21 protein-coding genes are annotated in these 24,981 nt (G+C 62.5%); 6 read left to right on the top strand and 15 right to left on the bottom strand.

The window, feature by feature from the left end; genetic code table 11:
- Nucleotides 1–32 precede the first annotated feature (32 nt).
- Genes ACS3WB_RS04410 through ACS3WB_RS04400 form a run of 3 tightly spaced genes read right to left on the bottom strand, consistent with a single transcriptional unit; the run spans nt 33 to nt 2,859 of the window.
- Nucleotides 33–929 carry an MlaD family protein gene (locus ACS3WB_RS04410; RefSeq protein WP_438274346.1) on the bottom strand — a complete coding sequence of 299 codons (897 nt, stop codon included), beginning with the start codon at nt 927–929 and terminating at the stop codon, nt 33–35.
- A gap of 20 nt (nt 930–949) precedes the next feature.
- Nucleotides 950–1,720 (bottom strand): ABC transporter ATP-binding protein, encoded by a 771-nt coding sequence (locus ACS3WB_RS04405; protein WP_438274345.1) that lies wholly within the window; start codon nt 1,718–1,720, stop codon nt 950–952.
- Nucleotides 1,721–1,722: 2 nt separating this feature from the next.
- Nucleotides 1,723–2,859 (bottom strand): MlaE family ABC transporter permease, encoded by a 1,137-nt coding sequence (locus ACS3WB_RS04400; RefSeq protein WP_438274344.1) that lies wholly within the window; start codon nt 2,857–2,859, stop codon nt 1,723–1,725.
- Between the two features lie 139 nt (nt 2,860–2,998).
- Between ACS3WB_RS04400 and dgcA the strand changes: the two genes are divergently transcribed.
- Together dgcA and ACS3WB_RS04390 are read left to right on the top strand one after the other, a co-directional pair.
- Complete coding sequence (dgcA, locus tag ACS3WB_RS04395) at nt 2,999–4,009, top strand: N-acetyl-D-Glu racemase DgcA (protein ID WP_438274343.1); 1,011 nt, start codon at nt 2,999–3,001, stop codon at nt 4,007–4,009.
- 188 nt (nt 4,010–4,197) lie between these two features.
- Nucleotides 4,198–5,385 (top strand): hypothetical protein, encoded by a 1,188-nt coding sequence (locus ACS3WB_RS04390; protein WP_438274342.1) that lies wholly within the window; start codon nt 4,198–4,200, stop codon nt 5,383–5,385.
- 30 nt (nt 5,386–5,415) lie between these two features.
- Here ACS3WB_RS04390 and ACS3WB_RS04385 read toward each other — a convergent pair whose 3' ends face one another.
- The 3 genes from ACS3WB_RS04385 to thiD all read right to left on the bottom strand — a co-directional run bounded on the left by ACS3WB_RS04385 (nt 5,416) and on the right by thiD (nt 8,147).
- On the bottom strand, nt 5,416–6,462 hold the full coding sequence (locus ACS3WB_RS04385) for a glycosyltransferase family 4 protein (RefSeq protein WP_438274341.1): 1,047 nt from the start codon (nt 6,460–6,462) through the stop codon (nt 5,416–5,418).
- Nucleotides 6,463–7,260 (bottom strand): UDP-2,3-diacylglucosamine diphosphatase, encoded by a 798-nt coding sequence (locus tag ACS3WB_RS04380; RefSeq protein WP_438274340.1) that lies wholly within the window; start codon nt 7,258–7,260, stop codon nt 6,463–6,465.
- Between the two features lie 80 nt (nt 7,261–7,340).
- Nucleotides 7,341–8,147 carry a bifunctional hydroxymethylpyrimidine kinase/phosphomethylpyrimidine kinase gene (gene thiD, locus ACS3WB_RS04375; RefSeq protein ID WP_438274339.1) on the bottom strand — a complete coding sequence of 269 codons (807 nt, stop codon included), beginning with the start codon at nt 8,145–8,147 and terminating at the stop codon, nt 7,341–7,343.
- A gap of 184 nt (nt 8,148–8,331) precedes the next feature.
- Here thiD and ACS3WB_RS04370 point away from each other — a divergent pair, with 184 nt between their 5' ends.
- From ACS3WB_RS04370 to ACS3WB_RS04360, 3 genes are all read left to right on the top strand, one after another.
- On the top strand, nt 8,332–8,577 hold the full coding sequence (locus ACS3WB_RS04370; RefSeq protein WP_412773235.1) for an Lrp/AsnC ligand binding domain-containing protein: 246 nt from the start codon (nt 8,332–8,334) through the stop codon (nt 8,575–8,577).
- Between the two features lie 407 nt (nt 8,578–8,984).
- On the top strand, nt 8,985–9,410 hold the full coding sequence (locus tag ACS3WB_RS04365; RefSeq protein WP_438274338.1) for a CHRD domain-containing protein: 426 nt from the start codon (nt 8,985–8,987) through the stop codon (nt 9,408–9,410).
- 147 nt (nt 9,411–9,557) lie between these two features.
- Complete coding sequence (locus tag ACS3WB_RS04360; RefSeq protein WP_438274337.1) at nt 9,558–9,971, top strand: YunG family protein; 414 nt, start codon at nt 9,558–9,560, stop codon at nt 9,969–9,971.
- Between the two features lie 102 nt (nt 9,972–10,073).
- Here the strand turns inward: ACS3WB_RS04360 and ACS3WB_RS04355 are convergent, their stop codons facing one another.
- From ACS3WB_RS04355 to ACS3WB_RS04330, 6 genes are all read right to left on the bottom strand, one after another.
- Nucleotides 10,074–12,371 (bottom strand): xanthine dehydrogenase family protein molybdopterin-binding subunit, encoded by a 2,298-nt coding sequence (locus ACS3WB_RS04355; RefSeq protein WP_438274336.1) that lies wholly within the window; start codon nt 12,369–12,371, stop codon nt 10,074–10,076.
- Nucleotides 12,372–12,421: 50 nt separating this feature from the next.
- The gene (murJ, locus tag ACS3WB_RS04350) at nt 12,422–13,951 is read right to left on the bottom strand and encodes a murein biosynthesis integral membrane protein MurJ (RefSeq protein WP_438274335.1); all 1,530 of its coding nucleotides are present in this window, start codon (nt 13,949–13,951) and stop codon (nt 12,422–12,424) included.
- Nucleotides 13,952–13,994: 43 nt separating this feature from the next.
- The gene (locus ACS3WB_RS04345; protein WP_438274334.1) at nt 13,995–15,143 is read right to left on the bottom strand and encodes a DegT/DnrJ/EryC1/StrS family aminotransferase; all 1,149 of its coding nucleotides are present in this window, start codon (nt 15,141–15,143) and stop codon (nt 13,995–13,997) included.
- Between the two features lie 16 nt (nt 15,144–15,159).
- Nucleotides 15,160–16,170 carry a Gfo/Idh/MocA family oxidoreductase gene (locus ACS3WB_RS04340; protein ID WP_438274333.1) on the bottom strand — a complete coding sequence of 337 codons (1,011 nt, stop codon included), beginning with the start codon at nt 16,168–16,170 and terminating at the stop codon, nt 15,160–15,162.
- A gap of 217 nt (nt 16,171–16,387) precedes the next feature.
- Nucleotides 16,388–17,800 carry a mannose-1-phosphate guanylyltransferase/mannose-6-phosphate isomerase gene (locus tag ACS3WB_RS04335; RefSeq protein WP_438274332.1) on the bottom strand — a complete coding sequence of 471 codons (1,413 nt, stop codon included), beginning with the start codon at nt 17,798–17,800 and terminating at the stop codon, nt 16,388–16,390.
- Between the two features lie 164 nt (nt 17,801–17,964).
- Nucleotides 17,965–18,975 (bottom strand): NAD-dependent epimerase, encoded by a 1,011-nt coding sequence (locus ACS3WB_RS04330; protein ID WP_438274368.1) that lies wholly within the window; start codon nt 18,973–18,975, stop codon nt 17,965–17,967.
- A gap of 229 nt (nt 18,976–19,204) precedes the next feature.
- On the opposite strand from ACS3WB_RS04330, the gene ACS3WB_RS04325 reads away from it, so the two are divergent.
- Nucleotides 19,205–20,164: a lysylphosphatidylglycerol synthase transmembrane domain-containing protein gene (locus ACS3WB_RS04325; protein ID WP_438274331.1), complete on the top strand. Its 960-nt coding sequence runs from the start codon at nt 19,205–19,207 to the stop codon at nt 20,162–20,164.
- Nucleotides 20,165–20,191: 27 nt separating this feature from the next.
- On the opposite strand, the gene ACS3WB_RS04320 is transcribed toward ACS3WB_RS04325, so the two are convergent.
- The 3 genes from ACS3WB_RS04320 to rfaD form a co-directional block, all read right to left on the bottom strand.
- Nucleotides 20,192–22,099, bottom strand: coding sequence for an SDR family NAD(P)-dependent oxidoreductase (locus tag ACS3WB_RS04320; protein WP_438274330.1), 1,908 nt, complete (start codon nt 22,097–22,099; stop codon nt 20,192–20,194).
- Between the two features lie 61 nt (nt 22,100–22,160).
- A complete protein-coding gene (gene rfaE1 / locus ACS3WB_RS04315; RefSeq protein ID WP_438274329.1) occupies nt 22,161–23,630 on the bottom strand; it encodes a D-glycero-beta-D-manno-heptose-7-phosphate kinase in 1,470 nt (489 codons plus the stop codon).
- A gap of 146 nt (nt 23,631–23,776) precedes the next feature.
- Complete coding sequence (rfaD, locus tag ACS3WB_RS04310; RefSeq protein ID WP_438274328.1) at nt 23,777–24,757, bottom strand: ADP-glyceromanno-heptose 6-epimerase; 981 nt, start codon at nt 24,755–24,757, stop codon at nt 23,777–23,779.
- Between the last annotated feature and the right edge of the window lie 224 nt (nt 24,758–24,981).

Below are 24,981 nucleotides of genomic sequence, written 5' to 3'. Positions count from 1 at the left end.
TGAGGGTCCAAGGCCCCTGCAGGCCTGCGCCGTTACGGCCGCCTCGGAGGGCGGACCGGCGTCGCCGGAGCCGGCGAACTGCCGGTCGCCGCGCTGCCGTTGGCGCTCGCACCGAACAGCAGGCGGGTGGGATTGCGATCGAGATTATTGACAGCCCGACTGATGTCGCCAAGGGTGCGGCGGCCGTCAGCCATCAGCGCGCCCGAGCGCTTGTTGAAGTCCTCGGCGAGTTCGCGAATCGACTTCACGGCCGGAAGCAATTCGCCGCCCCCCTTGCCGCCAGCTATGGCGTTGAGGCCGAGCATCAGGTCATCGGTCCTTGCCATGACGCCGTCGGCCTTGCTCATGACCTCGTTGAACTTCTGCACCAGGTCGCCGATTTTCTCGGCGTTGTGAGCGAGCGAGGCCGTGAAGGTCTCGACGTTCTGCAACGTGTTCTTCACCGCCGTTTCGTTCTCGGCGACGACCCGATTGACGTTTTGCAACGTCGCGCGGATCGACTCGGTCACATCCTGCAAGCCCGCCGGATCGGCGGTGAGGATCGGAACGCCGTCCTGATCGAGAGGCACCGGCGGCGCCGCCTCCTCGCCACCCTTCAGCGAAATCGCAGCAACGCCGGTCAATCCCTGAAATTCGAGACCGACCCGGGTGTCCTTCCGAACCGGAGCGGCGTTTTCGACCATCGCAAGCGCCACAACTCGGCGCGGGTCATCAAGCTTGACCGATACCACCTCACCGACACGGATGCCGTTGAAGTTCACGCTGCCGCCGTTGCGCAGGCCCGAAGCCGATCCTTCGAACACGATACGAAGCGGGCTGCGCGCCTTGGTGGTATGGAGGCCCTGGAACCAGAGAACGAAACCGAAGGCTGCCGCGATCACTGCGAGCGTGAACGACCCGATCAGGACGAAGTTCGCCCGCGTTTCCATCAAATCTGCTCCGGTCCCGCTTAACCCACGACGGCGCGGGCGCGCTTGCCGTGAAAATAGGCTTTCAGCCAGGGATGCTGCGAGGCCAGCATATCGGCCATCGATCCTGCCGCAATGATCTTACCGTTCCCTAAAACGGCAATGCGGTCGCAAGCTGTATGAAGGCTGTCCAGGTCATGGGTTACCATGAAAACCGTCAGCCCCAAAGTTCGCTGCAGCGTCCGCACCAGGTCGTCGAAGTCCCCTGCCCCGATCGGATCGAGGCCCGATGTCGGCTCGTCAAGGAAAACCAGTTCGGGATCGAGCGCCAGCGCGCGGGCCAGCGCCACCCGCTTGATCATCCCGCCGGACAACTCAGAAGGATAGCGGTCCGCAACCTCCGGCCGCAGTCCGACCATGCCGAGCTTGGCGACGGTGATCTCGTCGAGCAGGGCTTGCGAAACGTCGAGATATTCCCGCATCGGAAACTGGATGTTCTGGCGGACGTTCAGCGACGAAAACAGCGCGCCCTGCTGGAACAGCACGCCCCAGCGGCGCTCGACCGCTCTCCGCGCGGTCACATTCGCGGTTTCCAGATCGACGCCGAAGACCTCGATGCTGCCGCCGACCTTCGGCACGAGTCCGATGATGGTTCGCGTCAGCACGGATTTCCCCGCACCCGACGGGCCGACGAAACCGAGGATCTCGCCACGCTTCACGTCCAGGCTCAAGCCGTCCAGAACCGTCGTGGTGCCGAAGCGGACCGAGACGTCGCGGGCGCGAATGATGGGATCGGATGCGTCGTCCGCCATTGCTACATCCCGATCGAGGCGAAGAAGATCGCAAACAGGCCGTCCATCACGATGACGAAGAATATTCCTTTCACGACCGACGACGTTGTGCGCCGGCCGAGCGACTCCGCGCTGCCCTGCACGGCGAGCCCCTCGACACAGGCAACGATCCCGATCACGGCCGCCATCACCGGCGCCTTGATCATGCCCACAACGAAGTGATCGATCGAGATCGCATCGCGCAACCGGATGAGAAATGCCTCGGGTTGGACGCCGCCGTAAAGCCACGCCACTAGCCCTCCCCCATAAAGAGCAGCGATCGCGCCGAGAAACGCCAGGATCGGCAGCGCGATCACCAGCGCGAGCATCCGAGGCAGGACCAGCACCTCGATTGGATCAAAGCCCATGGTGCGCAGCGCATCGATTTCCTCGCGCATCTTCATGGAGCCGAGTTCGGCGGTGTAGGCGCTGCCGGAGCGGCCTGCCACCATGATCGCAACGAGCAGCACGCCGATCTCGCGGAGCACGAGGACGCCGAGCATGTCGACCACGAAGATATCCGCGCCAAATTTCCGGAAATGAAAAATGCCCTGCTGCGAGATGATGCAGCCGATCAGGAACGTGATGAGAACGATGATCGGAACCGCGCGCCAGCAAACCTGTTCGAGGTGATGAACGGTCGAGGTCAGGCGAAACGACCGCGGATGGCGAATGACCCGGCCGCTGGCGGCCAGTACCGCGCCCAGCATTGCGATGAGGCCGGTCAGCGTCGTTCCGAACCCGACAACATTGCGCCCGACGTCTTCGAGCAGGCCGGTCAACGCGCTTTGGCGAACCGCCGATGGAACTGCGGAGGCGGGAACGCGGCGGACCTCATCGACCAGGCTCGAATAATTCACCGACAGCCCCGCGATCGTCGCCTCGATGCCGCCCTGTGTCAGATTGCGGCGCAGGCGTTCGATCAGCCATGCACCGAAGGTGTCGAGTCCCGAGATTTGCGATACGTCGATGAAGATACCTGACCGGCTACCGGCCAGTTTTTCCGCATCCGCCACCATCCGCTCGAGCGCGGGCGCGAAACGCGCCGTCCAGGTTCCGGCCGCACACAGCGCCAGAGCATCGCCGCGCGCAATCTGCTGCAGTGTGGGGCTATCACCCAAAACCAGCTCCCGGCCCGAATCTCTGCTATTATCAAGGCGAAGCTTTTAACATGACGTCAGCTACTCGTGGTGCGATATCCTTCACGCTCACGACCGTCTGCGAAGCGTTCAGGCCTGCCTAATTCCGGATCTGCCCAACTTGCCCAATTTGAAAACGTCGCGGAACGACGTAACCACGCTGCGATGCCGCATCGAGCGCTGGCCGATCGCGGGCAGTTTCACGATCAGCCGTGGGGCGAAGACCGAAGCCGTCGTGGCCGTCGCCGAGATCAGCCGGAGCGGGCGCACCGGTCGAGGAGAATGCGTTCCATACGCCCGCTATGGAGAAACTCCCGAGAGCGTGCTCGCCAGCCTTCTCGCGATGCAGGAGCCTGTCGCCGCGGGTCTGGATCGCCTCTCTCTCTCATCTACCATGCCCGCCGGGGCGGCGCGCAATGCTCTGGACTGCGCGCTGTGCGATCTCGAGGCCAAATGCAGCGGCCGACGCATCTGGACATTGCTGGATCGCCCTGCCCCGGCCCCTCGTTCCACGGCCTACACCATCTCGCTCGGCACGCCTGAGGCCATGGCGGCCGCAACGGCAAAAGCCGCGCGTCGGCCTCTCCTCAAGGTCAAGCTTGGTGGCGACGGCGATGCCGAACGCATCGCGGCCGTGCGCAAACAGGCTCCGGAATCGGAACTGATCGTCGACGCCAACGAGGCATGGACGCTTGATAACCTGGAGCGGAACCTGGCGGCATGCGAGGCCGCCGGCGTCACGCTCGTCGAGCAACCGCTGCCCGCGGGCAAAGACGAGGCGCTGGCGCGAATTCGCAGGGTCATCAGCATTTGCGCCGATGAAAGCGTCCATGACCGCACCTCGCTTGACGGCCTTCGCGAACGTTACGACGCCATTAACATCAAGCTCGACAAGACCGGCGGCCTGACCGAAGCCCTCGCCATGGCCGATGCGGCGCAAGCGCTGGGCTTCGAAATCATGGTCGGGTGCATGGTCGCGACCTCGCTGTCGATGGCGCCCGCCATGCTGATCGCACAGCAGGCCCGTTTCGTCGATCTCGATGGTCCGCTGTTGCTCGCCAAGGATCGCGACGACGGTCTCCGCTACGACGGCAGCACCGTCTATCCGCCCGACGCCGCGCTTTGGGGCTGATTCCGCCGGCCGAGCGTCCAGATGGCGCGACGACCGAATCATGGGGCCGGCCTACGGCGAATCACTGGGCGTCCCGACGCGACGGAGTCGGGGATTTCTGATTCGGACCGCGTCAATTCAATTGCGATTTGCGGCGGATCATGGTGATCGTTACAGTTACGCACAATGATTTGCGCGACGAGTTTGCCATGGCCGATGAAGCTTTCGCCCTGTCGCCGATGTCCGCCAGCGCTGCTCCGCCCAGCGCTGCGGACTTCGACGCCATTCGCGAAGCCTTCATGGAGACGTCGCGGGGCCGATGGTTTCTGACCGAATACGCCAAGCGCAACCGCAATGCGGATACCACCATGGTGCTCGATGCGGTTGCACGCATCGAGCAGACCGTCGCCGCCGCCCAACAGCAGGCAGCGGCCAGCGACGCGCTGCCCAAGGCTCTCGCCGCGATCAAGGTTAGCATCGCCGAAGCGAAAGCCGCCGCAGCCGCGTCATTCGACAAGCGGATCATGGACGATGCGCTCGCCCCGATCGAGAAGGGCGTTCGCATCATCCGCGAAATCTCGTGGAGGTGGCGCGAGATCGGCGGCGACAGCCGGATTTGCGATATTCTCGATTCGCAGGCTGGCGCAATTGATGCTGTTCACGAGCAGCTCGCCGCCAGAGACGATTCCGCGGCGCTTCAAGTTGTATTCGGGTTGATCGAGTCGACGCTCGACGAGTTGTCGGACTCTCCTGCCGCGACGACTTCACCGCGCGCGGAAACAGCGCGCCCGCCTCCGGCAGCCGACCACGAAACTGTCGCCTCGCCGGACGACACCGCGCCTTCGGAGCAGGCGCCCCCCGATGCCGTCACAGCGTTTTCGAGCGACGCGGAGTCCGGTTCACATGAAGAAAACGCATCGAATCAAGAACCTGGAGTTTCTCACGATGAAACGGTGAGAAACTCCAGCGTTGAATCGGAAAACGCGGCTTCCTCATCCGAAGCGCAGGTCGATACCGTCGATACTGCAAACACGGAAACCCGTTGCGAACAACCGGTTGCGGCCGTGAGCGAACAGGACGCGGCGCATGACGATGCCGTGCTGGATATGATCGCTCTCGAAATGGGCGCGCCCGATTTCGACGAGTCCGAAACCGTAGACGCCGCTATCGGCGATCCGGTGATTGCCGAACCGGAGCAGGCTTTCGAATCCGCTGCTAATAGCTCCAATGCAAGTCCTCATGAGCAGTCCGCGACCATTCCCGAGATTGCCGAGCCGCCGTCGCTCGGCGCATCGCTGCTGGAGAGCGGCATTGTCTCGCGCGCCGCACCCCGCTCCGACCCGCTGGCTCCGATCCGGCGTATGACTCAGGCCGAAAAGATCGCGTTCTTTTCCTGACCACATTTTCCATCGCGAACCCGGCGCGGATCAGGCAACGAACTGCGGAGTGACGAGACATGCCTCGCATCCCACTTCGGCCGCGCAAGCCTCTGCGATATTGCTGACGAAAATGCGGGCCGATTTCTCCCACGTGAGGCTTGCGGCGAAGTCAAGGCAAGCCGCGGGAGCGATTTTCAGCGCAGCCAGACACGCCGACCGCAAATCTTCGTCGAGAACGGCGACCGGAGCATCGCCGATGACATCACGGGGACCGGCCACAGGGAGGGCCGCGACCGGTACGCCGCTCGCCAGCGCTTCGAGAAGAACCAGGCCGAAGGTATCGGTGCGGCTCGGGAACACAAAGACGTCGGCGGCGGCATAGGTCTCCGCAAGTTGTTCGCCCGTGCGCGCGCCGAGAAAGACCGCATCCGGATAAGCCCGCTCAAGAGACGCGCGCGCCGGTCCGTCGCCGACGACAACCTTTGTCCCGGGAAGATCGAGACTGAGAAAGGCATCGAGATTCTTCTCGACCGCGACGCGACCGACCGACAAAAAGATCGGGCGCGGCAGGCAGAGATTGGTCGGGCGCGGATGAAACAGGCCAAGGTCGACACCGCGCGGCCATAGCACCACATTGCGAAAACCACGCTGACGTAATTCGTCTGCAAGTGCCGGGGTTGCCGCCATGACCGCGCTGCTGGCGCCATGGAACCGATTCAACGCGCTCCATACCCACGCTTCCGGAATCGGCGCCCGCGCCGAAACGTAATCCGGAAAGCGGGTATGGAAGCTGCTGGTGAACGGCCGCCCGTGCTTGCGGCAATAGCGGCGCACCAGGAGACCGATCGGCCCCTCGGTCGCGATGTGAATGCTGTCGGGAGCGGCCTCCGCAATCAGTGCTGCGATCTTGCGGGGCGTCGGCAGCGCGACGCGCAGGCCGGAGTAACACGGCAGAGCAACAGTCCGGAACGATTGCGGCGTAAGAAAGTGTATGTCGGCGCCGAGAGGCTTTACCGCGGCGGCGGTCATCGCCAGCGTCCGCACCACACCGTTGATCTGCGGAAGCCACGCGTCGGTTGCGATCAGGATACGCATTCAGGCGGCACGCGCGCTGGTCAGCATGAGGGGCGACGATCGCCGCAGCGTGTCGGTCCAGGTGATGATCTCAAACCGGCCATCCTCGTGCTCCGCCAGCGCGGTGCAACTCTCCACCCAGTCACCGCAGTTCATGTAGCGTATGTCTCGCTCGTCGCGGATCGTGGCGTGATGGATGTGACCGCAGATCACGCCGTCGGCGCCGTGACGACGGGCTTCGCCGGCCAGCATCTGCTCGAATGCGCCGATGTAGTTCACCGCATTCTTGACCTTGAATTTCGCCCATTTCGACAGCGACCAGTACGGAAACCCGAACGAGCGGCGGAATGCGTTGACGAAGCGGTTGAGGCGGATCGCGAAGTCGTAGGCTTTATCGCCGAGGTGGGCGAGCCAGCGCGCGTTCTGGACCACGAGATCGAAGATATCGCCGTGGATGACGAGATAGCGCCGCCCGTCGGCGCCCTCGTGGATCGCGCTCTCGACGACTTCGATGCCGCCGAAATGCGTTCCATAGTAGGATCGCAGGAATTCATCATGATTGCCGGGAACGTAGATAATCGTCGCGCCCTTGCGCGCCTTGCGCAGCATCTTCTGGACGAAGTCGTTATGCGACTGCGGCCAGTGCCAGTTCGACTTCAGCGCCCAGCCATCGACGATATCGCCGACGAGGTAGATCGTCTCGGCATCGTGATGCCTGAGAAAATCCAGCAACTGGTCGGCTTGAGAACCGCCAGCGCCCAGATGAATGTCGGAGATGAACAGGGTTCGGAAACGATAATCCGGATTGCCTTCGTTCATCTCGTCGCTCCCCATGACGGAGCAGCTAACACGATGTCATGACAACGCAATGACAGGCATCATCTCGATGGCGACACCTGTCAGCCGCGATCCAGCCTGTGCAGATGGTGGATCGGTCCGTGGCCGTGACCGACGCCGAGCCGGTCCGCCGCCGCGATCGCTTCGGTGATGTAAGTCTTCGCGCCGCGCACGGCGGTTTCGGTGTCGTCGCCTTTCGCAAGGCCGGCTGCGATGGCCGACGACAGCGAACAGCCCGTGCCATGGGTGTTTTTCGTCGCGATGCGCGCAGCGGCAAGCGCCAGCATCCCGTCGTGGGTGACGAGATAGTCGATGCTTTCCGCGCCACGGCCGTGCCCGCCCTTGATCAGGACCGCCGCACAGCCGAGCGCCAGCAGGCGCTGCCCCTGCCGCGCGATGTCGCTCTCGCTTTCGGCGACGGCTTCATCGAGCAGCGCCGCCGCCTCCGGCAGGTTCGGCGTTATCAATTGCGCACGCGGAACAAGTTTGCTCCGCAACGCCTCCACCGCATCGCGCTCCAGCAGGCGAGCCCCCGAGGTCGCGACCATCACCGGATCGAGCACCACATGCGCGGGCGACCAGCGCGACAGGCCGTCGGCGATGGCGTCGATCACGGCGGCGTCCGCGACCATGCCGACCTTGACGGCTCCGACATCGAGATCGCTGAACACCGCATCGATCTGCGCGGTCACGAAATCCGCCGGCACATGGTGGACCCCCGAGACGCCCTGCGTGTTCTGCGCCGTCAGAGCCGTGATAACGGACGCGCCATAAACTCCCAGCGCCGCGAATGTCTTGAGGTCGGCCTGGATTCCCGCCCCCCCGCTGGAGTCGGATCCGGCGATGGTCAAGGCAATCGGAACTGTCATTCGTATTCTCGCGCCAGGGTCGTCGGATTGCACAGCATAGGTATTCATTCACGGCAGGCATAGGCGCGCGCCGGACGCCGGATGTCTCTTCTCAGTCGACGGTCGGCTGGATTTTTCGGCTGGCTCGGTATTCACGCGGCCCGAAAGCGTTATATTGCAAGTTGACGTCCTCCGGAGATAAGCGATGGTTCCTTTCTTCGTCCAGTTCAAGTGCAAGCTCGGCCAATCCTATGCCGTCGCCAACGCTCTCGCGGAGGCCGAGATCGCCTCGGAGATCTATTCCACCGCCGGCGACTACGATCTGCTGGCCAAATTTTACGTCGATAACGACACCGATATCGGGCATTTCGTGAACGAAAAGGTGCAGGTCATTCCGGGCATTCAGGACACCCACACCATCATTACTTTCAAGGCGTTCGGAACCAACTAGTGGAGTGAATTTGACATTCGCTACCCACTTTGCAGCGAACGTGTCAGGCGAATGTCAAATTCAAAACTCCACTAGAAACCTGATAGTTGCTAGTGGTCCTTTGATTCTAACATTTGCAAGAACTCCCTGCGGCAACGGGATGCAAATGTTAGAATTGGACCACTAGTGTCCCGATTCCGAAGTTCGCATACCCTTGCAGCAACCTTTGATGCGAACTTCGGAATCAAAGGGACACGAGCAACTTTATGATTCTAGTGTGGTTTAGGGTTCAGAAGTTCGCTTGACGGACTCGATTGGGCAAGGAAGCGAACTTCTGAATCACCACACTAGCCCCTCCTGCATCTGGAACAAGTGGTGGTGCGCGCGGTTAAAGCTCGCGCCAACCCGAACATGATCAGGAGATAACGATGAAAGCCGCCAAGATTTCGTTCGTCACACTCGCTTTCGCTGCCGCGATCGGTTTGGCAGGCCAGGCGTCCGCCGAAACGCTCAAAGCAACCCTGAACGGCGCATCCGAAGTACCCGCCAATACCAGCAAGGGCACGGGGACGGTCGACGCGAACTATGATCCCGCGACCAAAAAACTGACCTGGAAGCTGACCTATTCGGGTCTGACCGGCCCGGCGACGGCCGCCCATTTCCACGGCCCGGCAGCCGCGGGTCAGAACGCGGGCATTGCGGTTGCAATCCCAAATGCGACCTCCAGTCCCGCCGAAGGCAGCGCCACGCTGACCGACGCGCAGGCCGCCGACCTTTTGGCCGGCAAATACTACGTCAATGTCCATACGGCAGCCCATCCGGGCGGCGAAATCCGCGGGCAGGTCACGAAGTAGGGTCCGGCCCAATCGGGACATAAGACATTCGGCAAAGGGGCGAACCGCCGGTTCGCCCCTTTATTCTTGCGCGCCGGATGGGCGTGGAAGTGCGAGCTTGTGATACAGTGAGTCGGTGAAGCCACTCGCGACTTATCAATCCCCGAAATGCTGAGGTCTGACCCAACCTTTATGTTGCGTCTTCGTGAAGCATTGGAATCGTCCTGGGATAGACAAACCGCTTACGGGGCGGGGCAAGCCGGCAATCCCGCGTTGGGTCAATGTTATCCAACCTCCCGAGTTGTGCAGCACTATTATCCAGAAACCGAAGTCATCAAGGGTAAAGTCTGGACAGGTGAAGGCGAACAAACCCATTTCTGGAATGGTCTGCCGGTGGGTGACGAGTGGCATCACATTGACTTGAGCTGGCGGCAGTTTCCTGCCGGCTCGATCGTCCGAGAATTTCTTGTGCTTGATCGCCGAGATTTTGATGACAGCGAGGCCACGATCCAACGTTGCGCTCTGTTGTTAAAACGCGTTGATGCCTACTTGCGCAACTTGTCAAAGGATTTGCCATCCTAGCAATGCGCATCGCCACTTCGCAACATCGCGTGTCATCGGCCGATACCAAGCAAAGCGGATGAAGGACCGTCACGCCGTCAAATTTATGGGTACACGTCCTAATTAGTCATGGCGCTGAGCTTCCCGGATCGCCGTCCAGACTCGCTCCGGCGTGGCCGGCATGTCGATGTGGTCGATTCCGTATTCGCGCCACAGGCCGTCGATGATGGCGTTGATCACCGCCGGGCAGGAGCCGATGGCGCCCGCTTCGCCTGCCCCCTTCACCCCGAGAGGATTGGTGGCGCAGGGGACATTGCGGGTCTCAAACGTGATTGAGGTGCCGTCGGCTGCGCGTGGCAGCGCATAATCCATGAACGTGCCGGTGACGAGCTGCCCGTCGGCGGCATCGTAGACCGCCTGCTCCATCAGCGCCTGGCCGATGCCCTGCATGGTGCCGCCATGGATCTGCCCCGCCAGCAGAAGCGGATTCAACGTCATGCCGAAATCGTCAACGACGACATAGTTGATCAACCCGATCTTTCCGGTCGCCGGGTCGATCTCGACCTCCACCACGTGGGTGCCGTTCGGATAGGTGCCGTCGGCGCTGCTGAAACTCTCGTTGGCTGTCAGCTTCGAGGGATCGGTGACGCGCTTTGCAAGATCGGCGAAGGAAACGGAACGGTCGGTGCCCGCGATACGAACCGAGCCGTCGCTGATTTCGAGATCGGCCGAACTGGTTTCAAGCGCCTCGGACGCGATCTCGCAGAGCTGGGCGCCGAGCTTGCGGGTCGCCCGCTCGACGCTGACGCCGCCGGAGGGAATCGAACTCGATCCGCCGGTGCCGAGACCGGAGACGACCAGGTCGGTGTCGCCCTGGATCATATGAATTCGTTCCGGCGGCAGTCCGAACTGATCGGCGATGATCTGCGCATAGGCGGTGGCATGGCCCTGCCCGCTCGACTGCGTGCCGATCAGCACGGTAACGTCGCCGTCTGCGTTGAGCCGCACGTCGGCCCGCTCCCGCCCCATCGTGCCGCAAACCTCGACATAGGTCGCAAGCCCGATGCCGCGAACCAGACCCCGCTTTTTCGCAGCCTTCGCCCGCTTCGGAAATTCCTTCCAGTTTGCGATCTCCTGGGCGCGTTTCATATGCGCTGCGAAATCGCCGGAGTCATAGACCTTGCCGGTCGCCGTCCTGTACGGCATCGCTTTCGGCGAAATGAAATTCCTGCGCCGGATGGCGTCCGGTGTCATGCCGAGCTTGCGCGCCGCGGCATCGACCAGCCGCTCCACCACATAGGCCGCCTCGGGACGGCCCGCGCCGCGATAGGCATCCACCGGCACGGTGTTGGTGAACACGGCGCGCACACGGCAATGAAACGCCTGGATATCGTAAAGGCCCGGCAGCATCCCCGCTCCGCCATAGGGAATGTAGGGACCGAAGGTGGAGAGATAGGCTCCCATGTCGCCCATCAGGTCGACGTCCATGCCGAGGAACCTGCCGTCTTGCGCAAGCGCCATGCGTGCGGTCGTGACATTGTCGCGGCCTTGCGAGTCACCGACGAAATGATCCGATCTCTCGGCCGTCCATTTGACAGCCTTGCGAAGTTTTTTCGACGCGACCGCGATCAGGGCGTATTCGCGATAGGGAAACAGCTTGGTGCCGAATCCGCCGCCGACATCGGGGCAGATCACACGCATCTTTTCCGTCGGAATCTTCAGCACGGAGCGGCAAAGAATCTCGCGCAGCCGATGGCTGCCCTGACTGCCGACCGTCAGCGTCAGGCGATCGTGCCTCGCGTCGTATTCGCAGACGGCGGCGCGCGTCTCCATGTAGTTGGTGACGACGCGCGGATTGACGATCGAGATTTCCGCCACCGCATGCGCACCAGCGAATGCGGCGTCAGTCGCATTCTTGTCACCGATCGAAACGTCGAACAGGAGATTGCCAGCATGATCGGGCCAGACCTGAGGCGCTCCCTTCTTCACAGCGTTGTCGACACCTACCACCGAGGCGAGCGGCCTCCACTCCACCTCGAGCGCCTCGAGCGCATCGCGCGCGTGCTCGACGGTGTCGGCCACCACGAAAGCAACGGCGTCGCCGACGTGCCGCACCTCGTCGCGGGGAAGGATCGGATACGGCGGCGCGGTGAAAGGCTGGTCCGGAAGGTTGAACTGGCAGGGCAAGCCGCCGAGGTCTACGACGTCGGCCGCGGCGAGGATCAGGGCGACGCCCGGCAGGCCACGGGCGCGCGACGCATCGATCCTGTAGGTCGCATGGGCATGCGGCGAGCGCAGCATCAGCGCATGCAACGCGCCGGGCGGCGCATGGTCGTCGGTATAGCGGCCTTTGCCGCGAATAAGCGCGTCGTCTTCCTTGCGCCGGACGCTCTGGCCGATGCCGAATTTCACGGGAGCCATATGATCTCCGCCGTTGCAGGGTCGTTATACTGCAGGGCAGCCCCACGAGGCTAGCCCCGCACCAGCGACCTCAGCCAGCGCGGGCCGAACAGCAGCAGGATCACGCTAGCATAGACGAGCGCACCGACGACGATCAGGAGTCCAAGAGCCGCTTCGTCGCGCATCGTGCTCCATTGCGCGAACTGCGCCGAGGCGACGTGCGCAGTCAGCCACAACACCGCCGCGAGCACCAGGCCTGCAACAAGGAATTTGCCGAGCGAGACCCGCAACGAACGGTCGATCTCGAAGTAGCCCGCCCGCACCGCAAATCCGATCACGAGCAGCAGATTGACCCACGCACCGATGGCGGTGGCCAATGCGAGACCGACCTGCGCCAGCGAGCCCATCAACGCGACCTTGAGCGCGAGATTGACTCCGATCCCCGTGAGCGAGGCTTTCACCGGCGTCGCGGTGTTCTTGCGCGCGTAGAACGTGGCGACCGCGCTGCGGATCAGCACGAAAGGGATGAGGCCTACCGCGTAAGCCGACAGCGTCGCTCCCGCGGCCGCGGCATCGGCTGCGGAAAACGCGCCGCGCGCAAACATCGCCCGCATGATGACATCCGGCACGGTGAGAAACGCCGCGACGAACGGCATCGAAAACAACAGCGTGAACTCGAACGCCCGGCGCTGCGACGCCGTCGCCCCCTCATGATCGCCGCCCGTAATCCGCCGTGACATTTCCGGCAGCAGCACAGTGCCGATGGCGATGCCGATCACCCCGATCGGCAGTTGGTTGAGCCGGTCGGCGTAATACAGCGCCGACAGTGCCCCGGTCGGGAGAAACGTCGCGATGATGGTATCGGCGAACATCGCCAGTTGCGTGCCCATCGAGCCCACGGTCGCGGGCCCAAGCGCGCGAAAAAATGATCTGATGTCGTCGCTCAGTTCGATCGGCGAGAACCGCGGCAATCCGCCATGCCGGCCGAGATCGCCAGCCAGCAAAAAAACCTGAAGGAAGCCGGAGATCAGCACGCCCCACGCCGCCGCATGGCCGGCGCTCGGGAAAAAGGCGGCGAGCGCCAGCGTCATGATCATCGACAGGTTGAGGAAGATCGGGGCCGCCGCCGCGCTGGCAAAGCGATGCATGACGTTCAACATGCCGCCGTACAGCGTCACCAGCGTAATCAGGAGAAGATAGGGAAAGGTGATCCGCGTCAGTTCGATCGCAAGCCGTCGTTGCTCGACGTCGTCGGAAAAACCCGGCGCCAGGATGCTCATGACCTGCGGCATGAAAATCCACGCCACGACGAGCAAAACGACCTGGGACAGGAACAGCAGCGTGAAGATGCGATCGGCGAACAGTCGCGCCGAGGCATCGCCCCCCTCGCCATGAACATGCGCATAGGCCGGCACGAACGCCGCGTTGAAGGCTCCCTCGGCGAAAATCGCCCGGAAATGATTCGGCAGGCGCAACGCGACGAAGAAGGCATCCGCGACCGGCCCGGCGCCGAGAATCGCAGCGAGCACAATGTCGCGCGCAAACCCCGTCAGTCGCGAGAGCAGCGTATATCCGCCGACGGTGAAAATGCGTCCAAGCATCCGGCGTTTCTACAGGATCGCCCCCCGGCGCAAAATGGCGAAATCAGTTCGCAAGCGCGGCGCGCACAGCCTCGATGATCCGCTCCTGGGTCAATTCATCGAGGTAAGCATGCATCGGCAGGCTGATGACCTCGCGCGACAGCCTTTCGCTGACGGCAAGACCTGCGGCGGCGACCGGGAAATTCCGGTACGCGGTCTGCTGATGCAGCGACTTCGGATAATAGATCGCCGTCGGAATGCCTTGCGCCTTCAGCGCGGAGGCCAGCGCCTCGCGGTCTCCGCCCGGAAGCCGGATGGTGTACTGCGCCCATACCGACGTGCAATCCGGCGCCACGCGAGGCACGATCGCAACGTCCTCGAGAGCTTCGTTGTAACGCCGCGCCGCCGCGTCCCGCGCTGCGATCTCGTCGGGAAATACCTTAAGCTTCTCGATCAGGATCGCTGCCTGCATCGTATCGAGGCGGCCGGTCAGACCCAGCCGCACATTGTCGTACCTATCGGAGCCCTGCCCGTGCACGCGCACGCTGCGCAACGTGTCCGCCAGTTCGTCATCGTCGGTGAAGATCGCGCCGCCGTCGCCATAGCAGCCGAGCGGCTTGGCGGGGAAGAAACTGGTCGCGGTCGCAAGTCCAAACGTACCCAGCCGTTTCCCCTTGTAGGTCGCGCCGAAACCTTGCGCGGCGTCATCGAGAACGAACATGCCCTCAGTCGCCGCCACGGCTGCGACCGCATCGTGATCGGCGGGCTGACCGAACAGGTCGACGGGAATGACGGCCTTGGGCCGGAGGCCCTGCTTTTTGGCGACCGCGATGCCGCTTTTCAGCGAAGCGACGTCGATATTGAACGTCGCTTCATCGACATCGACAAACACCGGCGTCGCGCCGAGCAGCGCCACGACCTCGCCGGTGGCGCAGAATGTGAACGTCGGACAGATCACCGCATCGCCGGGGCCGACGTTTTTCGCCAGCAGCACCATCAGCAGCGCGTCGGTGCCGCTGGCGCAGGCCACCACATGCTGCGCGCCGCTGAATGCGGCCAGATCGGATTCCAGGCGAGCGACCTCGGGACCGTTGATGAACTGGCAATGCGTCAGCACCCGCGCAACCGCATCGTCGATACGTTTGCCGAGACGGCGGCGCTGTTCGACGATATCAATGAATGGAATCGCCTTCGCAGGCATATGCTGCTGCATTCAGTCCTCTGGACGATCAGCCGACCACGCGGCGCGGAGCCGGCCGCACCGGCGGCGCGACGGAAGACGGCGCTTCAAGGCACTTGATCGCGATCTCGAGGCTGGCGACACCTTCGCCGCCGCTCACCGCCGGAGGCTTTCCTGAGCGCACCGCCTCGACGAACGCAATCAGTTCGGCGCGCAAAGGTTCGTCATGGCCGACCGGGAGGTGACGCATGGAATAGCTGCCGTCCGGCTGGAAACCGAAGCATTCGGTGACCTGGCGGGTCAGCAGATCGCCCATGATGTATTTGCCGCGAGTGGCGACCGTGACGCTGCGAGCCTTGAACGGCGTCAGCCAGTTCGTATTGATATGCGCGAGCACGCCCGATGCGGTTCGGAACTGAAGCAGAGCGATATCCTCGCGCTCGGCGACGGCGCTGGAAAGCTGGGGCTGCACGTCAACGATTTCCGATTCGGTAAACCAGCGGATCAGATCGATGTCATGCACGGCAAGGTCGATCACGACACCGACATTCGACATGCGCGGCGGAAACGGACCAACCCGTGTGATCGCAATCGATAGAATATCCTCGCCCTTGATCGCCTGCTTGATGGCGGCGACCGCGGGATTGAAGCGCTCGACATGGCCGACCATCAAGGTGAGACCGGCGCGCTGAGCGGCGGTAACGATCTTGCAGCCTTCCTCTACCGTCGAGGCGATCGGTTTCTCGACCAGAACGTGAACGCCGCGCTCGATGCAGGCCAGCGCCAACTCGCAATGAAGGTGTGTCGGCGCCGCGATCGTGACCGCGTCGACGCCGGCCGCCATCAGCTCGTCGAACGTTCCGAATGTCCGGCAACCGATCAGCTCGGTTGCGCGAGCGCGATGCGCGAGCAAGGGATCAACGATGCCGGCAAGCCTGACCCCGGCGAGACCGGACAGCACACGGCCGTGATTGCTGCCCATGATACCGGCGCCAACCACGCCGACACGCAGCACACGCTCCGACCCTGCAGTTTTCAATGCAGATGGCTTCAAACTCATCAGGTACCTCGAAATCGACCGGTCCAGGCATCCCTGAACCCTGATCGTGCGCTCTCCCTAGCACGCCATAACGAACGTGGCGATTAGAGGAATAACAATCCCAACACGTTTTGATTCAAAGAATTACATGATACCTAAACTTGTAGGACGTCCGCGTCCCGGGAACAGGGATATCTATACAATTGTTTCCACAGAATAGCTGATTCGTCTCCGCAACTCAGCTTCGACGATAGTCATCTTCGATCCGGACGATGTCGTCCTCGCCAAGGTAGCTGCCGGTCTGCACTTCGATCAGCTCCAGAGGAATCTTGCCGGGGTTTTCCAGCCGGTGGGTGGCTCCGATCGGAATATAGATCGATTCGTTCTCATGCACGGTCTTGACGAGGTCATCCACCGTGACCTTCGCGGCGCCCCGGACCACGATCCAGTGCTCCGAGCGATGATGATGTTTTTGCAGCGACAACCGCTCACCGGCCTTCACGGTAATGTGCTTGACCTGATGGCGCTCGCCCCTGTCGATCGACTGATAGGCGCCCCACGGCCGATGAACACGCAGATGCTCTTCGGTGACCTGGGGCGCGACGGCTTTCAGTTTCGCGACCAGGCGCTTTAACCCATTGGCATCCTTCTGGCGCGATACCAGCACGGCATCCTGCGTCGCCACCACCACGAGATCGTCGACGCCCTCAAGCGCGACCAGCGCCCTGTCGGTCGAGATGTTACAGTTACGGGAGTCCTCGAACACGGCGGTCCCTTGCGCCGCATTGCCCTGACTGTCCTTGTCCGACAACTCCCACACCGCGTGCCACGATCCGACATCCGACCAGCCGCAATCGACCGGCACCACGGCGGCGCGTTCGGTCTTTTCCATCACGGCGTAGTCGATGGAAATCGCCCGCGCCTTGGCGAAGGCGGCGGGGTCGAGCGTGACGAAGCCGAGATCCCGGCCGGCATGGGCCACAGCATCCGATACCGACCGAACGCTCTCGGGATCGACGTTGCGATATTCATCGAGCAGCACAGCGGCGCGGAACATGAAGTTGCCGCTGTTCCAGAGATACCCCGCCTCGACATAGCCCGCGGCGGTTTGAGGATCGGGCTTCTCGACGAATGTCGTCACCGCGCGCACATCGCCCGCGATCACCGCGCCCGGGCTGATATAGCCGTACTCGGTCGCCGCCCGCTCCGGCCGAACGCCGAAGGTCACGATGCGGCCGGCATTCGCGGCAGCCAGACCCTGACGGCATGCGGAGACGAACGCATCGGTATCACGCACCACATGATCCGCGGCGAGCGCGAGCACGACGGCGTCACTGTCGCGCGCCTGCGCGAAAACGGCGCCAGCAGCGATCGCCGGTCCGGAATCGCGCCGCGCCGGCTCCAGCAGGATATCCGCCTCAAGCTCGACTTCCGCGAGTTGTTCCAGCACCATGAAACGGTAGGCGGCGTTGGTGATCACGATCGGCCGCTCGAACAGCGCCGGATCGGAAACCCGCCTCAGCGTATCCTGAAACGTCGAGCGCGACCCGAACAGCGGTAGAAACTGCTTCGGACGGCCTTCCCGCGAGGCCGGCCACAGCCTGGTTCCCGCGCCGCCGCACATGACCAAAGGGATGATGCGCTCACTCACAAAACCATCTCCACATTCTGATGTGTCCATTAGAGCATTTTCCGGTGACGTGGATACCGGTTCGCCGCAAGAAAATGCGGCCAGGCCATGATTTCCGGAGCATGATCCGACCCGACCGGAAACCGATCACGGCGCGCCGAGATGCAAATGTCAGAACCGAACCGTTAGCCGACCCGATGATAGCGAGAATACCAGGTTGCAAAACGATGGATGCCATCTTCAAGCGAGGTCGAGGGACGGAAACCGATATCGCGCGCGAGATCGTCGATATCGGCGAATGTCGCCTGCACGTCGCCGGGCTGCATCGGGAGCATCTCCTTTCGTGCCGTCCGTCCGAATTCCTTCTCCAGGAGCGCGACGACGTTCATCAATTCCGCGGGCTTGTTGTTGCCGATGTTGTAGATTCGCCAGGGGGCTGAACTCGTCCCGGGATCCTGAGCGCCGTTCGCTTCGCCACTCGGAATATGATCGATCAGGCGGATAACGGCCTCAACAACGTCGTCGATATAGGTGAAATCGCGCCGCATGTTGCCGTGATTGAACAGCCTGATCGGCTGTCCGCCGACGATCGCGTCAGCGAACCTGTAGAGCGCCATGTCAGGCCGATACCACGGGCCATACACCGTGAAGAAACGCAGTCCCGTCATCGGCGTGCGATAAAGATGGCTGTAGGCATGCGCCATCAGTTCGTTGGATTTCTTCGTCGCCGCGTACAGGCTGACCGGGTGGTCGACGTTATCGTGGACGGAAAACGGAAGTTTCGTGTTCGCGCCGTAAACGGAGGACGACGAAGCAAACAGCAAGTGAGGGCAATCGCCGTGCCGGCATCCTTCAAGGACATTGGCGAACGCCGTGAGATTGGAATCGACATAGGCGTCCGGATTTTGCAACGAATAGCGTACGCCCGCCTGGGCCGCGAGATGGAGCACGACCGAAAGGCGATGTTCGGCGAACAGCGAGGCCGTCATCGCGCGATCGGCTAGATCGGCCTTGACGAAGTGGAACCGCGGATCCTTGCGCAGCATGTCCAGCCGAGCCGCCTTGAGCGCGGGATCGTAGTAGCTGTTGAGATTGTCGATTCCGACAACCCGGTGCCCCTGCTCCAGGAGCCGGGCAACGACATGAAATCCGATGAACCCCGCCGCGCCGGTGACCAGTATCGGGTGATCCGATATTTCTCTCCTCAGAGCATTCCCTCCTCAGGGTATCCGGGCCGGTGCGCAGCCCCGACATGGGGTAGCCGGTCTTTTTACCAACGGCGATCAGAGGGTCGAAGCGGATCGCAAACGCCCATCGCGCGACTATTGCCAGACGCTCCCCAAAACCATACCAAGGCAACAGGGCCATCGACTATCGTCCGGAAGGTCACCGGCAGCCAGCTTAATCCCGGCACATACAAGCGCAATGCGCCAGATCCTGCTTTCAACGGCAAAAATACTGGTCTCGGCTGCCCTGCTCTACCTTGCTCTCCGCAAGGTCGATTTCTCCGACCTCGTCTCGCGTCTCGGTTTTGCCGGCGCGGGATGGATCGCGTTCGCCGTCGCCGTGACCTTGCTGCAGGTTATTACCAGCGCGCTACGCTGGCGGGAAATCAGCGCCGACTGCGGCGCGCCGCTCACGATCGCGCGGGCGGTGCGCTACTGCATGATCGGCTCGTTCTTCAACCAGACGCTGCCTTCATCGATCGGCGGCGACGCCATGCGGCTCTGGCTGGTCGGACAGGGCCCGGCGGGCTGGCGCGCAGCGGCCTATTCGATCTTCGTCGACCGCGCGATCGGCCTGATCGCGCTCGCCGTGCTGATCGTCGCCAGTCTGCCATGGAGTTACCGGCTGATCGGCGATCCCCAGGGGCGGCTTGCGCTGCTATTGGTCGATTTCGCCGCGCTGGCCGCAGCCGGCAGCTTCCTGCTTCTCGGCAGACTGCATTGGCCATGGCTCCGGAATATCAGGGCGATAAACCATCTTCGCGCCTGTTCGATCATCACCGGCCATGCCATTTTCGGTCGCGGGCGCGGGCTGAAGATCGCGTTTCTGTCGCTATTCATCCATGTCCAGGCCATCGTGATCGCATGGTGTGTCGTGCGCGCGATCGCCGCGCCGATCCATTTCAGCGAGATCTTCCTGCTCATTCCTCCGGTCATGCTGATTACGATGCTGCCGATCTCGATCGCCGGTTGGGGCGTGCGCGAGGCTTCCATGGCGCTGATTTTCGGCTACGCCGGACTGGCCACGAGCGAAGGCGTCAACGTCTCGCTCCTGTACGGCGCGGTGTTTTTTGTCGTCGGCGCGCTCGGGGGCCTCGTCTGGATCTTCAGCGTCGAGCGCGCCGAAAAAAAACCGGCCTCAATCGAACTTACGGAATAACCGCGCCGACAGCCGGGGCGAGGTCCGTCAGGGATGGGTCCCGAATTCCGGCACCGCGTCCTTCAAGACCGAGCGGATCTTCGACTTGTCCTCATTGGCGACGGCTTCCGCAAGAACCGCGATCCACTTGTGCAGCATGTCCATCGGCGGCTCGTTCGGCTTCGCCGCCAAGATGCCCGGCAAGCCGATCTCGATCGTCGGCTCCTCGCTCGCAAACAGGATTTCATTCAACCGCTCGCCCGGCCGCACGCCGGTAAAGACGATTTCGATGTCGTGGTGGGGTTGCAGGCCGGACAGGCTGATCATGCGTTCGGCGAGATCGACGATCTTCACCGGCTGGCCCATATTCAGCACATATACCGATACGTCATGCCGTTCCGGCATCGCCGCATGGCTCGCCGCGGTGATGACGAGATCGCAGGCTTCGCGGATCGTCATGAAATAGCGAACCATGTCCGGATGCGTGACGGTCACGGGACCGCCCGCTTCGATCTGCGCCTTGAATTTCGGCACCACCGATCCGTTCGACGCCAGCACGTTGCCGAAGCGGACCGAAATCAGCCGCATCGGAATCTTGTCGTCGGTGCGCTGCGCCAACTCGCGGTCGAGGGCCTGACAGTACATCTCGGCAAAACGCTTGGTCAGTCCGAGCATCGAGACCGGCTCGATCGCCTTGTCGGTCGAGATCATCACCATGGCTTCGGCGCCCGCCGCCAGCGCCGCATCGGCGACATTGACCGAACCGAAGATGTTGGTCTTGACGCCCTCGCTCCAGTCGCGCTCGAGAATAGGCACGTGTTTGAGCGCCGCCGCATGGAACACGATATCGGGCCTGAATTCGTTCATCAGGCGCATCAGCCGCTCGCGGTCCCGAATATCAGCGATGCGGCCCTCCACCACAGCGGCCCGGGTTCTCGTCCCCAGTTCCTCCATGATCGCGTAGAGCGCAGGTTCGGAATTCTCGATGATCAGCAGCCGGCTCGCGCCGAACGTCACGACGCGTTTGCAGATTTCGGATCCGATCGATCCGCCGCCGCCGGTCACGACGATCGACTTGTCCTTGATCAGCCCGCCGAGCCGCTCATAGTCGATGGACCGGCTCGGGCGAAGCAGGAGATCCTCGACGGCAACCGGCGTCAGGCGCGGAATATCGCCCTCCTCGCCGAGCGACGGCAACCGGCTGACCTTCAATCCCAGCTTGCGGCCCCGCGCGAGAACGGCCTCGGGCTGAGCTTCGGGTTCGAATGCCGAGGGCGTCATGATAATGCGCTTGATCACGCTGCGCCGCTCGGCAAAGTCCGTGATCACGTCTTCGAGCCTGTCTACTGCGCCAAGGACCGGCACCCCACGTATCGTCTGACCGATGTCGGCCGCCGACGGCGACAACAGGCCGACCGGCCGCAAGTGCTTGACCGCGCCGCTCTCGACCGAGCGCAAGAGAATTTCGGCATCCGCGGCACGGCCGATCACGATGGCCGGCGTCGCGTCGTCGGCCTTGACGTGAAAAAGGGTGCGCCTGTAGCGGAAATACCGATAGGTAAAGCGCGTCGCTGCGAGCAGGAATATCTGCAACAGCCAGTACAGTATGATCGTCTTCTTTCCGAGAAAGAACGTGCCATAGAGATTGGGCGCGACGACGACATAGTCGAAGACAAGAACGACGAACCCCAGAACCGATGACGCCTTGACGATATTGAGGGCGTCCACGAGAGAAATGAACCGCCATTTCGTCGTCGTCAGGTTGAAGACATAAAAGACAACGAGACTGATGACGAGGAAATAGGGCAGCGCCTTCAGGAGCAACGGCAGGCGCAGGGCAAATTCACGATCGTCAAAACGGAAGTAACAGCTCACGAGCAGCGCCGCCACGACCATCACGAGGTCATGCAGCGCAATCAGGACGTTGCGCGAGGTCAACTTCGGATGCCGAGTCATGAGGCGATAGCCCGGACCATACACGGAGCGGAAAAGCGCCGGCCGCGGGCGAACAGGGTTCTCATACCCTGCCTCCCGCGCGTTTTACCAAAGACGTGGTGCTGAAGCCCTGCAGAATATCGATCAGCACGACCTCGCCACCATGCGCGGTGACGAATTCATGACCGACGACCTGTTCGAGCGAGTAATCCCCGCCTTTGACGAGCACGTTCGGCTCGGTCCGCTCGATCAGCTTCAACGGCGTGTCCTCTTCGAAAATCACCACGAGGTCGACGGCCTCGAGCGCAGCCAGCACCTCCGCCCGCGCCTCCTCGTCCTGAATAGGCCGGCCCTCTCCCTTGAGCCGTGCCACGGATGCGTCGCTGTTCAATCCGACGATCAGCCGGTCGCAGATCGCGCGTGCTGCGGTCAGCACCTTGACGTGACCCGGATGCAGGATGTCGAAACAACCGTTGGTGAAGCCGATCCGCAGGCCCTGGTCACGCCACGCCGACAACCGCGCGTCAAGGTCGGCCGCCGATCGCACAATTTTCTCTTCGGCCGCCAGAGACGCCGGCGCCAGAATATTTCTGCGGAGTTCGGCGAGCGTGACGATCGCCGTGCCGCTTTTGCCTACCGCCACCGCGGCGGCGGCGCTTGCCGCCCGCAACGCTGTCTCCCAATCGGCCCCGGCGGCGAGCGAAACCGCCAGCGTGGCGACGACAGTGTCGCCGGCGCCGGTCACGTCGCGAACCTTGACGGTGTGCGCGGGAACGTGAATGACCTGACCCTCGCCCGGCACGAGCGTCATCCCGTGCTCGCTTTGCGTCACCAGCACGGCTTCGCAATCCGCGATCTGCATCACCTCGCGTGCCGCCGCCGCAATGCTGGCCTGATCGTCGGCGCGGCTGCGGGTCGCGTCCGCAAATTCCTTCCGGTTCGGCGTCAGCAGGGTCGCGCCGCGATAGATGCCGAAATTGGCGCTCTTCGGATCGACGATCACGCGCTTGCCGAGCCCGCGGGCGGCATCGATGACGGTACGGATCACCCGCGCCGTCAACACTCCCTTCGCATAGTCCGACAACAGCACGATGTCGGCGCGCGGCAGTTGCGACTGAATGGCGTCGACCAGGGCCTGCTCCACCGCCCCGGACGCCGGAGCAGGCGTTTCCCAATCGGCGCGCAGCATGTGGGTCGAAAAATGCTCAGAAACGAATCTCACTTTGCGCGTCGTCGGCCGCGCCGGATCCGAAATCAATGACGGCTCGATCAGGGGTTCGCGCGAGAGTGCGGCGCGGAGCCTGCCGCCCGCCTCATCCTCGCCGGCCAATCCGACAAAGACGCAACGCGCGCCCAGCGCGGCGATGTTGCGCGCTACATTACCCGCGCCGCCGACATTGATTTCGCTCCGCTGGACCGCGATGACCGGCGCCGGGGCCTCCGGCGAAATCCGCGAAATCTCGCCGTACACGAACTCGTCGAGCATCAGATCGCCGACGCAGAGCACCGTCTGGCGGGAAAACGCATTCGACAAGCCGTCAAAATCGATCATCAAGCACTTCACCCACTGCCAGAGTCGGATTCAACCGCGTTGAATCAGGCTACGGCCTTCTCCTTTTAATCGAGCAGAATCCCATCCGAAAACCGCTTTCCACCTTGCGCTGGCGCAGTTCTTCGGGATCTCACGCCCCAACACCTTCAACGAAAGCGATCGTCGCGGTCGAGATAACCTTTGACATAGGCATCGACCGCTTCCTCGAGCGGCGTGAAGCCCCCGTTGTAACCTGCGCGTTGCAGGCGCTCGACCTCACCTTGCGTAAAATACTGGTAGGCTCCGCGAATCTGCTCAGGCATATCGACGTATTCGATGTTCGGCTTCGCGCCAAGCGAGACATAAGCCGCCGTCATCAAATCACGAAAGCTGCGCGCCTTCCCCGTTCCGACATTGAAGAGACCGCTGACCGAAGGCGTTGCCAGCAGCCACATCATCACGCGGACCACGTCATCGACATAGATGAAGTCGCGGCGCTGGTCGCCATCGGCGATGCCCTCACGGTGCGATTTGAACAACTGCACCGGCCGGCCAGCCTTGACGTCGTCGAACCGGCGCGCCAGCACGCTCATCATGGCGCCCTTGTGATATTCGTTGGGGCCGAACACATTGAAGAACTTCAGACCGGCACATTGCGGAGGCAGCGCCTCACCGTTCGCGATGCGGCCGGCGACCGCCATGTCGAACAGGTGCTTGCTCCAGCCGTAGAGATTCATCGGCCGAAGCGCCCGCAGCGCGGCCAACGACTGATCGTCGCGAAAGCCCTGCCGGCCATCGCCATAGGTCGATGCCGACGAGGCATAGATGAAAGGCGTCGCGGTCGCGGTACACCAGTCGAGCAATCGCAGCGACAGGCGAAAGTTGGTCTCGATGACGAGATCGCCGTCGGTCGCGGTGGTTTCGGAGATCGCGCCGAGATGAACGACCGCGTCGAGACGGCGGCCCCCCAGCCAACTCGGCAATTCTGCGGGAGGAACGATATCCGCAAGCTGCCGCTTGACGAGGTTACGCCATTTGCCGTCGTGGCCCAGCGCATCACACACCGCCACGTCGCCGCGTCCGGCGTCGTTCAGCGCGGCCACGAGATTCGATCCGATAAAACCGGCGCCCCCTGTCACCAGCAGCATGATGTCCCCGTCATGGATGTGCGACTCCTGGAGCGTTTTCGGCCGAAGTGGCTATCGGTTGTCATGAAGAAAACGCGTCAAATCAAAAGTATGGAGTCCCCGCCTCAGATTCCGTCAGAAGCGAACAGGCCCAAGCGGTCCAATTCTGACATTTTGCATCAGGTGCGGCGGGCATTCTTGCAAATGTCAGAATCGAAGGACCACCAGTAACCATAAGGTTTTCC

Source organism: Nitrobacter sp. (assembly GCF_051535215.1).
Taxonomy (GTDB): Bacteria; Pseudomonadota; Alphaproteobacteria; order Rhizobiales; family Xanthobacteraceae; genus Nitrobacter.
The sequence above is the reverse complement of the archived record's forward strand: the minus strand, read 5'-3'. Positions and strand labels throughout refer to the sequence as shown.